12 protein-coding genes are annotated in these 12337 nt (G+C 73.2%); 9 read left to right on the forward strand and 3 right to left on the reverse strand.

Annotated elements, in window-relative coordinates:
• From AC0NH5_RS19010 to AC0NH5_RS19025, 4 genes are all read left to right on the forward strand, one after another.
• On the forward strand, nt 1-1254 hold the full coding sequence (locus AC0NH5_RS19010; protein WP_474405461.1) for a M48 family metallopeptidase: 1254 nt from the start codon (nt 1-3) through the stop codon (nt 1252-1254).
• Complete coding sequence (locus tag AC0NH5_RS19015; protein WP_474405463.1) at nt 1254-2393, forward strand: glycosyltransferase family 4 protein; 1140 nt, start codon at nt 1254-1256, stop codon at nt 2391-2393. Before AC0NH5_RS19010 ends, AC0NH5_RS19015 begins: the two co-directional genes overlap by 1 nt.
• 202 nt (nt 2394-2595) lie before the next feature.
• Nucleotides 2596-4566, forward strand: a complete 1971-nt coding sequence (locus tag AC0NH5_RS19020; protein WP_474405465.1) for an ABC transporter ATP-binding protein — start codon at nt 2596-2598, stop codon at nt 4564-4566.
• Between the two features lie 21 nt (nt 4567-4587).
• Nucleotides 4588-4929 carry a TlpA family protein disulfide reductase gene (locus AC0NH5_RS19025; RefSeq protein WP_474405466.1) on the forward strand — a complete coding sequence of 114 codons (342 nt, stop codon included), beginning with the start codon at nt 4588-4590 and terminating at the stop codon, nt 4927-4929.
• 60 nt (nt 4930-4989) lie between these two features.
• Here the strand turns inward: AC0NH5_RS19025 and AC0NH5_RS19030 are convergent, their stop codons facing one another.
• Entirely contained in the window at nt 4990-6198 is a 1209-nt protein-coding gene (locus AC0NH5_RS19030; RefSeq protein WP_474405468.1) for an MFS transporter, read from the reverse strand.
• Nucleotides 6199-6266: 68 nt separating this feature from the next.
• Between AC0NH5_RS19030 and AC0NH5_RS19035 the strand changes: the two genes are divergently transcribed.
• Complete coding sequence (locus tag AC0NH5_RS19035; protein ID WP_474405470.1) at nt 6267-6770, forward strand: MarR family winged helix-turn-helix transcriptional regulator; 504 nt, start codon at nt 6267-6269, stop codon at nt 6768-6770.
• A 136-nt stretch (nt 6771-6906) separates the two neighbouring features.
• Here the strand turns inward: AC0NH5_RS19035 and AC0NH5_RS19040 are convergent, their stop codons facing one another.
• Nucleotides 6907-7575, reverse strand: coding sequence for a response regulator transcription factor (locus AC0NH5_RS19040; protein ID WP_196415199.1), 669 nt, complete (start codon nt 7573-7575; stop codon nt 6907-6909).
• A 7-nt stretch (nt 7576-7582) separates the two neighbouring features.
• Nucleotides 7583-9271 carry a GAF domain-containing sensor histidine kinase gene (locus tag AC0NH5_RS19045; RefSeq protein WP_474405472.1) on the reverse strand — a complete coding sequence of 563 codons (1689 nt, stop codon included), beginning with the start codon at nt 9269-9271 and terminating at the stop codon, nt 7583-7585.
• A gap of 138 nt (nt 9272-9409) precedes the next feature.
• Between AC0NH5_RS19045 and AC0NH5_RS19050 the strand changes: the two genes are divergently transcribed.
• From AC0NH5_RS19050 to AC0NH5_RS19065, 4 genes are all read left to right on the forward strand, one after another.
• Entirely contained in the window at nt 9410-9862 is a 453-nt protein-coding gene (locus tag AC0NH5_RS19050; RefSeq protein ID WP_474405473.1) for an SRPBCC family protein, read from the forward strand.
• An 11-nt stretch (nt 9863-9873) separates the two neighbouring features.
• Complete coding sequence (locus AC0NH5_RS19055) at nt 9874-10614, forward strand: hypothetical protein (protein WP_474405475.1); 741 nt, start codon at nt 9874-9876, stop codon at nt 10612-10614.
• A gap of 70 nt (nt 10615-10684) precedes the next feature.
• Nucleotides 10685-11638: an ROK family glucokinase gene (locus tag AC0NH5_RS19060; RefSeq protein ID WP_474405477.1), complete on the forward strand. Its 954-nt coding sequence runs from the start codon at nt 10685-10687 to the stop codon at nt 11636-11638.
• A 12-nt stretch (nt 11639-11650) separates the two neighbouring features.
• Nucleotides 11651-12334, forward strand: coding sequence for an endonuclease/exonuclease/phosphatase family protein (locus AC0NH5_RS19065; protein WP_474405479.1), 684 nt, complete (start codon nt 11651-11653; stop codon nt 12332-12334).
• The last annotated feature ends 3 nt before the right edge of the window (nt 12335-12337 follow it).

A 12337-nucleotide genomic window follows, 5' to 3' on the forward strand; every position in this document is an offset into this window, starting at 1 on the left:
ATGACGCGGACCTGGGCCATCGGCGCGTTCGTCGTGCTGCTCGCGACGCTGGCCGTCGTCGCCGCGCTGGTGATCCCCTGGCACCGTGCCCCGGCGCCGCGCGCCGACCAGGTGGCCGCGCTCGGGCAGCTGCCCGCCGACCAGGTGGCCAGGGGCCGGGCGTTCCACGCGGACCTGCGCCCGGGCAACTATCTGGGCCTCGGGCTGAGCCTGATCGTCGCGCTGGTGCTCGGCCTCACCCCGGCCGGCGCCCGCCTGGTCGAGCTGGCCGGCCGCCCGTTCGGCGACCACTGGCTGGCCCGGGCGGTGCTCGGTGGTCTCGTCGTGGTCCTGGTGGCCGAGGTGATCACGCTGCCGATCGCCGCCTGGAGGCACACCGTCGTGGTGCGTTACGGGATCTCCACCCAGACCTGGGGCCCCTGGGCCGTCGACCTGCTGAAGTCGTACGCGGTGGGCGCCGTCATCGGCGGGCTCGCCCTGGCCGGCTTCTTCACCGTCACCCACTTCGCACCCCGCTGGTGGTGGGCGTTCGGGGCGGCCGGCGCGGCCGGTCTCGTGGTGCTGCTGTCGTTCGTGCTGCCGGTGCTGGTCGAGCCGGTCTTCAACAGGTTCACGCCGATGCCCGCGGGCCCCCTGCGGGCCGAGCTGCTCACCCTCGCCGAGCGCGACGGCGTCCCGGTCAAGGACGTGCTGGTCGCCGACGCGTCCCGTCGCACCCGCGCGGTGAACGCCTATGTGTCCGGGCTCGGCCCGACCCGGCGGATCGTCGTCTACGACACCCTGCTGACCGAGGCCACCCCGGACGAGGTGGTGTCGGTGGCCGCGCACGAGCTCGGCCACGCCAAGGACAACGACGTGCTGATCGGCACGGTCATCGGCGCCCTCGGCGCGGCCGTCGCGGTGATCGGCCTCTATCTGCTCGGCTCCTGGTCCTGGCTGCTCCGGCTGGCCGGGGTGGACTCGATCGCCGAGCCCCGGGCGATCGGCCTGCTGCTGGCGGTCACCACGGTCGCCGGCCTGGTCGCCGGCCCGGCGCAGTCCTTCGTCTCCCGGCGCGTCGAGGCCCGCGCCGACACGCACGCCCTGGCCCTGACCGGGGACCCGGAGACCTTCGCGGCGATGCAGCGCCGCCTCGGCCTGGTCAACCTCGCCGACCCCGATCCGCCACGCTGGGAGCACATCATGTTCGCCTCACATCCGTCGACCGTGCAGCGGATGGCCGCGGCCCGCGCCTGGGCCCGGGGCGCACGCTGATGGGGCGCACCCTGCTGGTCACCAACGACTTCCCGCCCCGGCCCGGCGGCATCCAGCAGTTCGTGCACAACCTGGCGGTGCGCCAGCCGGCCGGCTCGATCGTCGTCTACTCGTCCACCTGGCGCGAGGCCGCCGCCTTCGACGCGGAGCAGCCGTTCGAGGTCGTCCGGGAGGACACCGGGGTGCTGCTGCCGACTCCGGCCGTGGCCCGCCGCGCCGCCGCGCTCGCCCGGGAGCATCAGTGCGACACCGTCCTGTTCGGCGCGGCAGCGCCGCTCGGGCTGCTCGCCCACGGGCTGCGGCGCGACGCCGGGGTGGAGCGGGCGGTCGGGATCACCCACGGCCACGAGATCGGCTGGGCGGCGCTGCCCGGCGCGCGGACGCTGCTGCGCCGCATCGCCCGGGGCAACGACGTGATCACCTATCTGGGGGAGTTCCAGCGCAGTCGCCTCGACCGTGCGCTGCACGGCCTCACCGACCTGCGCCGGCTGGCCCCGGGGGTGGACGTGGACACCTTCCACCCCGAGGTGGACGGCGCGGCGGTCCGCAAACGGTACGGGCTGGACGGGCGGCCGGTGGTCGTCTGCGTCTCCCGGCTCGTGCCGCGCAAGGGCCAGGACATGCTGATCCGGGCCATGCCGCTGATCCGCCGCCGGGTGCCCGGAGCCGCGCTGCTGCTGGTCAGCGGCGGGCCGTACCGCAAGACCCTGGAACGGCTGGCCCGGGAGAACGGGGTGGAGTCCGACGTGGTCTTCACCGGGTCGGTGCCGTGGTCCGAGCTGCCGGAGCACTACGCGGCCGGTGACGTCTATGCGATGCCGTGCCGCACCCGGGCGGCCGGCCTCGACGTGGAAGGACTCGGCATCGTCTATCTGGAGGCCTCGGCGACCGGCCTGCCGGTGGTCGGCGGCGACTCCGGCGGCGCGCCCGACGCGGTCCGTGAGGGCGAGACCGGCTTCGTGGTCGGCGGCCGCGACGTGGCGGCGATCGGCGGCCGGGTGGCCGACCTGTTGGCCGACCCGGACCGGGCCCGGGCGATGGGCCGGGCCGGACGGGCGTGGGTGGAGCGCGAGTGGCGCTGGGAGAAGCAGGCGGACCGGTTGCGGCAGCTGCTCGAACCGCCGCCCGCCGGCGTCTGACTTCGCCGCACCGGGTGTCCGTCTCCCGGTGCCCGAGCGTGAATGAAGCCGGTCATTCCGCCTTCAGCCGTGGACATCGATCGGTCCCGCGGCGTAGGAACGGGGCAGGGCTTCCGGCATGCGCGCCGCGTGCCGTCCGTGCGTCGCGCGCCGTGCCGCGCTTGCGGAGCTCCGCTGAGGGACCCCCGAACGGAGGCCGCCGATGCCGGAGAACCGCCGCCCCGACCCGGACCCTGGCGCCGACCTGGACCGTGGCGACAAGCCCGACCACAGCGCCGAGCCGACTGACGCCGGGACGATGCTGGAGGAGCAGGACGACGGGGAGCTCGAACTCCCGTACTGGCTGACCTCCACCGAGGAGGCCGCCAACACCACGTTCCTGCAGATGATGCGGAGACTGCCGAGCCTGCTCCGCGAGGCGTGGCTTCTCGCCTGGCGGGCCAGCCGGCGCACCACGGTGGCGGTGGTGACCCTGCAGCTGGCGGCCGGGGTCGCCGCGGCGGTCGGGCTGATCAGCGTGGTCGGCGTGCTCGACGGCCTGCTGCAGGCGGGACCGACCCCGGAGCGGGTACGCGCCGCCGTACCCTCGCTGGTGCTCCTGGTCGTTGCGCTGGCAACGCGGGGTCTGCTCGCCTCGGCGGCGACAGCAGCACACGGGCGGTTGTCCCCGATGGTGTCGGAGGCGGCCGAGAATCGCCTGCTCGACCTGACCACCCGGGTGGAGCTGGCGACGTTCGACGACCCGGAATGGCGCGATGCCATGGACCGGGCGCGGGACCGCGGCATCTTCGCCGCCCAGCAGGTGGTGGATCACGGCATCGAGGTGCTCACCCACCTGATCGGACTGGTTGCGACAGCCGGTGTGCTGGCGGTGCTGCACCCGGCGCTGCTGCCGATGCTGGTGCTGGCGGTGGTGCCGACGGCGTGGGCGGCGGTCCGGGCGGCGAAACTCGGTTACCGCAGCAAGCTGCGGCTCATCGCGACGTGGCGGCGGCAGCGGATGCTGGCCTATCTGCTGGCGGCCCGGGATTCGGCCGCTGAGCTGCGGGCGTTCACGGTGCGCCGCTTCCTGCTGACCGAGGCGTCCCGGCTGCTGCGGATCTCCACCCTCGAGGAGATCAGGGTGATCGGCCGGGTGGTCCGGACCAATCTGGTGGGTCAGGCGCTGAGCGGGTTCGTGACCGGTCTGGCGTACGTCATGCTGTGCTGGCTGCTGTGGACCGATCGGATGGACCTGGCCGCCGGTGGCGCCGCCGCCTACGCGATCAAGATCGGCATCGGCAAGCTGTCCGAGTTGGCGTTCAGCGCCAACCGGGTCTACGAGCAGGGCCTCTACTTCGCCGACTATCAGGGGTTCTGCGAGATGTCGCTGGCGCGCGCGGAGCCGTCGCCGGGCCGCCGGGCGCCGGAGCACTTCGACGAGATCCGGCTGGAACGGGTGACGTTCAGCTATCCGGACGCGGACCGGCCGGCGGTGCGGCAGGTGAGCATGACGCTGCGGCGCGGCCAGATCATCGCGCTGGTCGGCGAGAACGGCTCGGGCAAGTCGACCCTGGCGGCAGTGCTGGCGGGGCTCTACCGGCCGCAGGACGGCACGGTTCATTGGGACGGGGTGGACGTGACCCGGTTCCAGCCCGAGTCCGTGCGCGAACGGGTCGCCGTGGTGATGCAGGAGCCGACCCGGTGGCCGCTGTCCGCCCGGCTCAACATCGCGATCGGCCGGCACGACCGCCCGGCGTCGCTGGACCAGGTGCGCGAGTCGGCCCGTGCCGGGGACGCCCACGAGTTCGTGATGGAGCTGCCCCGCGAGTACGAGACGCTGCTCTCCCGGCACTTCACCGACGGTGCGGACCTCTCCGGCGGGCAGTGGCAGCGACTCGCGGTGAGCCGCGCGTTCCACCGGGACGCGCCGCTGCTGATCTGCGACGAGCCGACGGCGAACCTGGACGCGCGGGCCGAACACGAGGTCTACCGGCGGCTGCGGGACCTGGCGGCCGGGCGCACCGTCGTGCTGATCACCCACCGGATGGCCAGTGTCCGGGAGGCGGACCGGATCTACGTGCTCGACCACGGGGCGGTGGTCGAGGAGGGCGACCACGACGAACTGATGGCCGCCGACGGGGTCTATGCGCAGCTCTTCACACTGCAGGCCAGCGCCTACCAGTCGGCCTGAACACCTGTCAGAGTCAAGAACATGATTTCTGGTACGGGCCACGAGCACCTCGATCCAGCCTTGCTGGAGCGGCTCGGCGTGGCGCCGGGGCCGGTCACGTTGCTCCAGTTCTCCACCGCGTTCTGTGCCCCGTGCCGGGCGGTGCGCCGGATCAGTGCGGAGGTGGCGGCCCTGCTCCCGGGGGTTCAGCACGTCGAGGTCGACGCCGAGAGTCACCTGGCCGAGGTGCGGGCGCTCGACATCCGGCGCACGCCCACGCTCCTGGTCCTCGATTCCGACGGTGTGGTGATCAGGCGGGCGACCGGCGTGCCCACGAAGCCGCAGCTGATCGCCGCGCTGGCCGCCCTGCTCCCCGACCCCTGAACATCCGCCGGACAACCGGGCGGTTGCGTGTGAAGTTCGGGTGCGCTCCGCACCCGAACTTCACACGCTGGTTTGGGCGTGGATGGGGGAGAGCGGGGTGGGGCGGGCGAGTTTGCGGACGCCGGGGACCAGCAGCTGGGTTGCGGCGGCCAGCAGCAGGACCACCGCGCACCAGGCGAGCACCCGGTCGACCCCGAACCGCTCCCACAGCGGCCCGGCCAGCGCGTTGCCCACCGGCATGGCCAGGTAGGACGTCAGGTAGTCCCAGGAGGACACCCGCCCGAGCATCCGCTGCGGCACCTCGTCCTGCACCGCTGTCTCCCAGACCACGTCGTAGAAGATCAGGCCGCAGTAGCCGATCACCGCCCCGGCCAGGACCGCGCTGAGCGTGCCGGGCCACACATAGGACGCCACCCACACGACCATCAGCATCAGGGCCGGGTAGCCCGCCCGTAGCGGCCGCCGGGGCCGCAGCCGCATGCCCAGCATCGCGCCCAGGAACCCGCCGAGCCCCTGGGCCGCCGAGATCAGGCCGATCGCGTGGGCGCCGCCGAGCCGTTCCATCGCCACCACCTGGACGAGGACCAGGATCATGCCGTTGGCGATGTGATAGACGCAGGCGCTGAGCAGGCCGCCGAGCAGCCAGTCCCGGCTGCGGATCTCCCGCCAGCCGGCGGCCAGCTCACGGAGCATCGGCGCAGGGGTGCCACGCTCCGCGCGTACCCGCAGGAGAACGGCAGCGACCAGCGACAACAGGAAGCTGACCGCGTTGGCCGCGAAGCCCGCCGGTGCGCCGAAGGCGGCGACGGTGACGCCGCCGGCTGCCGGACCGGCGATGCCGCACGCGGTCTGCAGCATGCTCAGTGTGGCGTTGGCCTGCTGGCGCCGGTCGGCCGGCACCAGCAGCGGCTTGACCGCGGCCATCGCGGGGGTGAAGAAGCTGCCCGCGGCGGCCGAGACGGCGGTGAGCGCGCAGAGCAGCGCGAGCTGGTAGCCGCCGGCGGCGAACATCGCGGCGATGCCGGCGGTGGCAGCGAAGCGGATCAGGTCGGAGGCGGCCATCACCAGCCGGGGCTGGAGGCGGTCGGCCCAGACGCCGCCGAACAGGGCGCCTGCCAGCAGGGCGAGCACCGACGTGGCCATCACCAGCCCGAGGTCGCGGACGCCGCCGGTGGTGAGCACGGCGACGGCGAGGGCCACGGTCTGGAAGCCGTTGCCGATCCAGGAGAGGGCCTGGCCGGTGGCGAGGAGCCGGAAGTCGCGCGTCATGCCGACGAGAGTAGTTCAACGTCTAACTATCAGCAATCTAATAATCAAATCGATGGCACACTTACGGCATGGAAGACGGCGTTGATCAGCACGTGGCCCGTTGGGCGAGTTTCTGGAAGGACGAACCGGCGTTCGCGCCCGAGGTGGAGGGGGCGCTCGTCCGGATGAAGCGCATCCTGCGCTGGATCGAGCGGTCCGACGTGGCGGCCTTCGCGCGGGCGGGGGAGGACTTCACGCTCCAGGACTACCGGACGCTGCACGTGCTGATGGTCCAGCCGTGGCCGACCGAGGCGACGCCGGCGCAGTTGGCCGAGGCGGCGAACGTGACCCGGGCGGCGATGACCAGCCGCCTCGACCGGCTCGCCGAGGCCGGGATGATCACGCGGCAGGTGGACGGCACGGACCGGCGGCGGGTGCTGGTCCGGCCCACACCGGCGGGCCGGGACATGTGGAACCGGTACATCTTCGAGGGGATCGCCCGGGATCGGGAGGCGATGCGGGCGCTCACCGAGGACGAGTTGCGTCAGCTCAACGCGCTGCTGCGGAAGGTTCTGCTGTCCCTGGAGGACTAGCGACTCCGGAGCGTCTCCGCGATGGGCCGGCGCGGAGACGCTCGGGCTCGACGCCGCTCCTGTCGCGGCGTTTCACCAGGGCATATCCAGCGTTACGGCATCTGAAAACCGGAAACGCCGAAGATGCCCGGATTGCTCAGAACTTCGGCGCGTCGGGGGCTTCGAGCAGTCCGAGGCGAAGAGCGGTCATGAGCGCCTGCGCCCGGTTCGCCGCGCCCAGCTTCTCGTACAGCTTCGAGATGTGGGTCTTCGCCGTCGACTCGGAGACGAAGAGCTGCTTGGCGATCCCGGCCACGCTCATGCCGTCGGCGAGCAGGCGGAGCACCTGGCCCTCACGCGGCGAGAGCTGCGGGCCGGACGGCGCGAGCCGGCGCTTCATGGCCTCGGCCAGGTCGGCCGCGGTGAACGCGCTGGGCGCCGACGCGGCGTGCCGGGCAGCCGCCACGACCTCGTCCGCCGGGGCGGTCTTCGGCACGAACGCGCTGGCACCGGCCTCGAGAGCGCCGAACAGCTGGTCGTCGCCCGCGTACATGGTGAGGACCACGATGCCCATGTTGGAGTTGTTCTTGCGCAGGGCGCGGGTGGCCTCGAGACCGCTGCCGTCGGGCAGGCGAAGGTCCATGATCACGACGTCCGGCTGCAGGGCGCCGGCCTGGCGCACCGCCTCCGCCGCAGTGGCGGCCTCGCCGACGACCTCGAACTGCCGGTCGCGCTCGAATGCGTGTCGCAGCCCCTTACGGATCAGGTCGTGATCGTCGACTAGGAGGACCTTGGTGCGCCCCGTCGGCGCAGGACTGGTCGACATGCTCGGCTTACTCCCCTTCTGGAGCGGAAACGCTATCCCGCACGCTATCGCGCCGAGGCGGGGTTCCGAGCACTACGGCGACGGTTGTCCCGCTGGGGTGTCGCGGCGTGATCTTGAGACGTCCCCGGATGCGTTCGGCGCGCTCGGCCATGATGGTAAGTCCGTAACGGCCGTCCGGGCGATTGTCCGCGAAGCCCTTGCCGTCATCGGACACTTCGATCTCCGCGTACGGCGGGTCGACGGTGCAGGTGACCCAGAGGTTCGAGGCGCCCGCGTGCTTGCGGGCGTTGGTGATCGCCTCCTGCGCGATGCGCAGCAGCTCCGCCTCGGTGGCCGCCGGGAGCCGGGCCGTCGACTCGTCGAACGTGAAGTGGACCCGCAGCCCGGCGCTGGTGCCGAGGGTGCGGGCGTACTCGGCGATCGCGGCGGCCAGCCCGCCGTTGCGATCGACCTCGGAACGCAGCTCGAACAGGCTGAGCCGCAGCTCGGTGATCACCCGGGTCACCTCGGCGCGCAGCACCCGCAGCTCCTCGGCGGTCTCCTCGGCGCCCTCCGGCAGGGTGGCCTGCGCGTTGTCGATCCCGTAGCCGACCATCACCAGCTCCTGAGCGACCCCGTCGTGGATCTCCCGGGCCAGGCGCTGACGTTCCTCGTTGGTGGCCAGCGACCGCACGTCGTCGAAGAGCAGGGCGGCCTCCAGCCGCAGCGCGGCCGGACCGGTCACCTCGGTCACCGAGGCGACGACCGGCGACGGGTACGCCCCGGTGCCGTCCGTCTCCAGGATCACCAGCCCGATCGTGCGCACCCCGGCGACCAGCGGCACCACCAGGGAGGACACCTCGCCGCCCTGGTGCGTGCGGGCCTGCGACCGGCTGGCCACCTGCGGCTGCTGGGTGGCCCAGGCGTCGGCGATGGCCGAGTCGGCATCGAGAGTGGTCTCCCAGTCGACCCGCTCGGCGCCGGTCTGCGCCAGCACCACGAGCCGGCCACCGCCGCTGGCCGACAGCACCGCCGCGCGGTGGCCGGGCGCGACCACGCGCAGCTCCTCCAGCAGGTGCTCGGAGATGCCGCCCGGGTCCAGGGTGGCGCCGGGCAGCGAACGGGCGACGCTGCGCAGCTGGGTCAGCAGGCGGGTGGCCTCGGCGTACGGCTGCGGGGGCGGCTCGGTCGGCTGGAGCAGCTGCCGCATGGTCTCGGCGGCGAACGTGATGATCGCGCCGAGCACCAGCCACTGGCCGCAGGCCGCGAGATAACCCGGTTGGGTGAGCGTGAAGTCGCCGCCGGTGCGGTGTGCCAGACCTCCGATCAGCATCGCCACGGCGGCGGCGCCGAGCAGCGCGGCGCCCTCCAGCTGCCGGCGGTACAGCGCCGCGGTGAGCAGCGGCACCGACAGATAGGGGAGTACGGCCTCGGCGCCGAAGCCGGCGTCGACCTGGCCGATGGCCGCGGTGGCGACCGAGCCGGCCGCCAGCCCGGTGACCACGACCTCGGCGAACCGGCCGAGCGGGGCGAGCACCGGGTGGTCGCGGGCCACGAAGGCGGGGACCGCGGCGATCGCCAGGAGAACGATCCAGATCAGCTGCCGGGGGTCCTCGGTGGCGGTCAGGGTGAGCACCGCGACCAGCGCGAGCATGACGACACGCGCCACGGCTTCGGCCGGGCGCAACGGCGTCGGGGCACTGACATGGGCTGGCACGTGACGGATGGTAGCGGCAAGGAGCGGAAACAGCCCGTCGGCGGCGGTGTGGGGAGTGACGCCGGGGCGGGGAAGCGGCGGTGTGCCGTGCCGCCCCAGGCGCGTGCCCGGCTGCGTACAGCGGGTAGCCTCCGGTGCATGGCGGACACCTCGACGCAGTCGATTCAGGTCCATGCGCCCCTGGCCCGGGTGGCCGCGGTGATCTGCGACTTCGCGCGTTACCCGGAGTGGGCCGAATCGATCAAGCAGGCGGAGGTCGTCGAGGAGTACGAGGACGGGTACGCCGCCCGCGTCCGCTTCCAGATCGACGCGACCGTGCTGGTGGACGAGTACACGCTGGAGTACGCGTACGCCGACGATCTGTCCCGGATCGAGTGGCACCTGGTCGAGCCCTCCAAGACGCAGCGTTCCCAGGACGGCTCCTACGACCTGGTGGAGAACGCCGACGGCAGCACGACGGTGACGTACACGCTGGCGGTGGACCTGGCGATCGGCATGCTGGGCATGTTCCGCCGCAAGGCCGAAAAGATGATCATGGACACGGCGCTGAAGGAGCTCAAGCGCCGCGTCGAGAGCACGCCCGCGGACTGAGGGGAGCCCAGATGGCCGGGTCAGCACGCGAGGAGGCCGAGCGGCTGATCGCCACGATCCTGGCGAAGGCCGCGATGAGCGGGGCCGGTGGCCGTGAGTCCTCGTCGCGGCAGGGAGATGTTCTCGGCATGCTTGCGAACGCCGCCCGGGGTCACTCCGGCGGGGCCTGGTCGACCGGGAGCGCGGAGTGCTGCGTCTGCCCGGTCTGCAAGGCGATCGCCGCGGCGCGCGACCCGAGCCCCGAGACGGCGGAGCGGCTCGCCACCAGCGCGGGCGACATCGCCTCGGGGGTGGCCGGCCTGATGCGCGCGTTCTCCGCCATGGCCGGTGAGCGGTCCCGGCCGCCGGCGCCGCGTCCCCAGGCGCGCCCCGCGGACCCGGACGGCGTCTGGGCCCGGGCCACCGACGAGACGCCGGTCACCGAGCCGGTCCCGTCCGACCCGTGGGCCGCGGCCAGCGCCGAGAGCGCCCGGGAGGCGGCCGCCGCGGCGAAGGCCAGGGCAGCCGCCGCGGAGGAGGCGGTGGCGCGCGCGGTGGAGCAGGCGCGGGCGGCCGCCCAGGCACGCCGGGCCACGGCGCCTGACGTCAGTCGTACTCCCGGCGGATCTGATGTCTGGGCCATGGCCACTGCGGAGCCCGCGGCGGACGACGCGGCCGCGCCCCGTAGCGTGGATCATGACCTGGGCGCTTCGGCGCCAGAGGACCGCGACGCAGGCCCCGGCGACGGTGCCCGCGCCGGCGACGCGGTGTGAACCGGATTTTTTCGACGTTGCCGGCGCCGGCGGTCGAAAAGGTCCACTTGTTGCAGAGGGGACGGGCAGCGTGACGCTGACCATCGGAATCGACGTCGGCGGTACCAAGGTCGCCGGCGGGGTGGTCGACGAGCGGGGCACCGTGCTGGCGTCCAACCGCCGGCCGACGCCGGCGCACGACCCGGCCGGCACCCGGGACACCATCGTCGAGGTGGCCGCCGAACTGGCAGCGCAGTACCCGGCCGCGACCGCGATCGGGATCGGCGCCGCCGCGTGGATCGACGCGGCCGGCTCCACCGTGCTGTTCGCGCCGAACCTGGCCTGGCGGGACGAGCCGTTGCGCGACTACGTGTCCAAGGCGGTGGGCCTGCCCACCGTGCTGGAGAACGACGCCAACGTGGCGGCCTGGGCGGAGTTCCGGTTCGGTGTCGCCCAGCACGCCGACGACTCGATGGTGATGATCACGGTCGGCACCGGCATCGGCGGCGGCATCGTGATCAACGGCAAGCTCTGGCACGGCGCCAACGGCATCGCCGGCGAGCTGGGCCACATCCAGTCGGTTCCGGACGGGCACCCCTGCGGCTGCGGCCGGCTCGGCTGCCTGGAGCAGTACGCGAGCGGCAACGCGCTGGTCCGCTTCGGCCGGGCCGGCGCCCGTCAGGAGCCGGAGCGCGCCGCGACGCTGCTCGAGCTGGCCGGCGGCGACCCGCTGGCGATCACCGGCCGGCAGATCACCGAGGCGGCCCGGGCCGGCGACGGGGTCGCGATGGACGCCTTCGCGCAGGTCGGCTACTGGCTCGGGGTGGCGCTCGCGGACCTGGCGCAGAGCCTGGACCCGCAGATCCTGGTGATCGGCGGGGGAGTGGTCGACGCGGGGCCGCTGCTGATGGGGCCGGCCGAACGGACGTACCGGGACCAGCTCGCCCAGCGCAACCGGTTCCCGGTGGCCGAGGTGCGCGCGGCGCTGATGGGCAACGTGGCCGGGGTGGTCGGCGCCGCCGACCTGGCCCGGCTGGCCGGTTAGCGCGGACCGCGGATGTCCGGGGTCCCGTTGCGGGTGGTCAGCTACAACGTCCACGGGTTGCGGGACGACCGTGCCGCGCTCGTCGGCCTGATCCGTGACCTGGCCCCGGACGTCCTGGTGGTGCAGGAGGCGCCGCGGCGCTTCCGGTGGCGGCAGAAATGTGCCCTGCTGGCGGCCGAGACCGGCCTGGTGGTGGCCGCCGGCGGCCTGCCGTCGCTGGGCAACCTGCTGCTGGTCAGCCTCCGGGTGGCGATCCGCCGGACCTGGTGCCTGCGCTATCCGCTGACCCCGGGCCGGCACCTGCGCGGCGCGGTCTTCGCCGAGGCCGCGGTGCGCGGGGCGCGCTTCACCGTCTCCGGGTCGCATCTGGCCACCGACCCGGCCGAGCGGCCGGCCCAGGCGGCGCACTGGAAGAGCGAGCTGGCCCGTGCCGAGGGCCCGGTGATCGCCGCCGCCGACCTGAACGAGGGGCCCGGCGGCAGCGCCTGGCGGATGGTCGAGGAGGGCCTGGTCGGCTCGGCCGAGGACGTCCCCACGTACCCCGCCGCGCTGCCGCGGCGCCGGATCGACGGGGTGTTCGTCACCCCGGACGTCTCCATCGAAGGTTACGAGATCATCTCGACCGATCGCGCCCGCGCAGCCAGTGATCATCTGCCGGTCGTCGCCGACCTGCTGCTCCCTTCCTTGCGGCCCTGAGGT

This window comes from Actinoplanes sp. 13, assembly GCF_056134165.1.

Bases quoted from the DNA above. Each gene is read 5' to 3' on its own strand.
- AC0NH5_RS19010 (WP_474405461.1), top strand. From the start codon at position 1: ATGACGCGGACCTGGGCCATCGGCGCGTTCGTCGTGCTGCTCGCGACG.
- AC0NH5_RS19025 (WP_474405466.1), top strand. From the start codon at position 4,588: ATGATTTCTGGTACGGGCCACGAGCACCTCGATCCAGCCTTGCTGGAG.
- AC0NH5_RS19050 (WP_474405473.1), top strand. From the start codon at position 9,410: ATGGCGGACACCTCGACGCAGTCGATTCAGGTCCATGCGCCCCTGGCC.
- AC0NH5_RS19040 (WP_196415199.1), bottom strand. From the start codon at position 7,575: ATGTCGACCAGTCCTGCGCCGACGGGGCGCACCAAGGTCCTCCTAGTC.
- AC0NH5_RS19015 (WP_474405463.1), top strand. From the start codon at position 1,254: ATGGGGCGCACCCTGCTGGTCACCAACGACTTCCCGCCCCGGCCCGGC.
- AC0NH5_RS19030 (WP_474405468.1), bottom strand. From the start codon at position 6,198: ATGACGCGCGACTTCCGGCTCCTCGCCACCGGCCAGGCCCTCTCCTGG.
- AC0NH5_RS19055 (WP_474405475.1), top strand. From the start codon at position 9,874: ATGGCCGGGTCAGCACGCGAGGAGGCCGAGCGGCTGATCGCCACGATC.
- AC0NH5_RS19020 (WP_474405465.1), top strand. From the start codon at position 2,596: ATGCCGGAGAACCGCCGCCCCGACCCGGACCCTGGCGCCGACCTGGAC.
- AC0NH5_RS19035 (WP_474405470.1), top strand. From the start codon at position 6,267: ATGGAAGACGGCGTTGATCAGCACGTGGCCCGTTGGGCGAGTTTCTGG.
- AC0NH5_RS19065 (WP_474405479.1), top strand. From the start codon at position 11,651: ATGTCCGGGGTCCCGTTGCGGGTGGTCAGCTACAACGTCCACGGGTTG.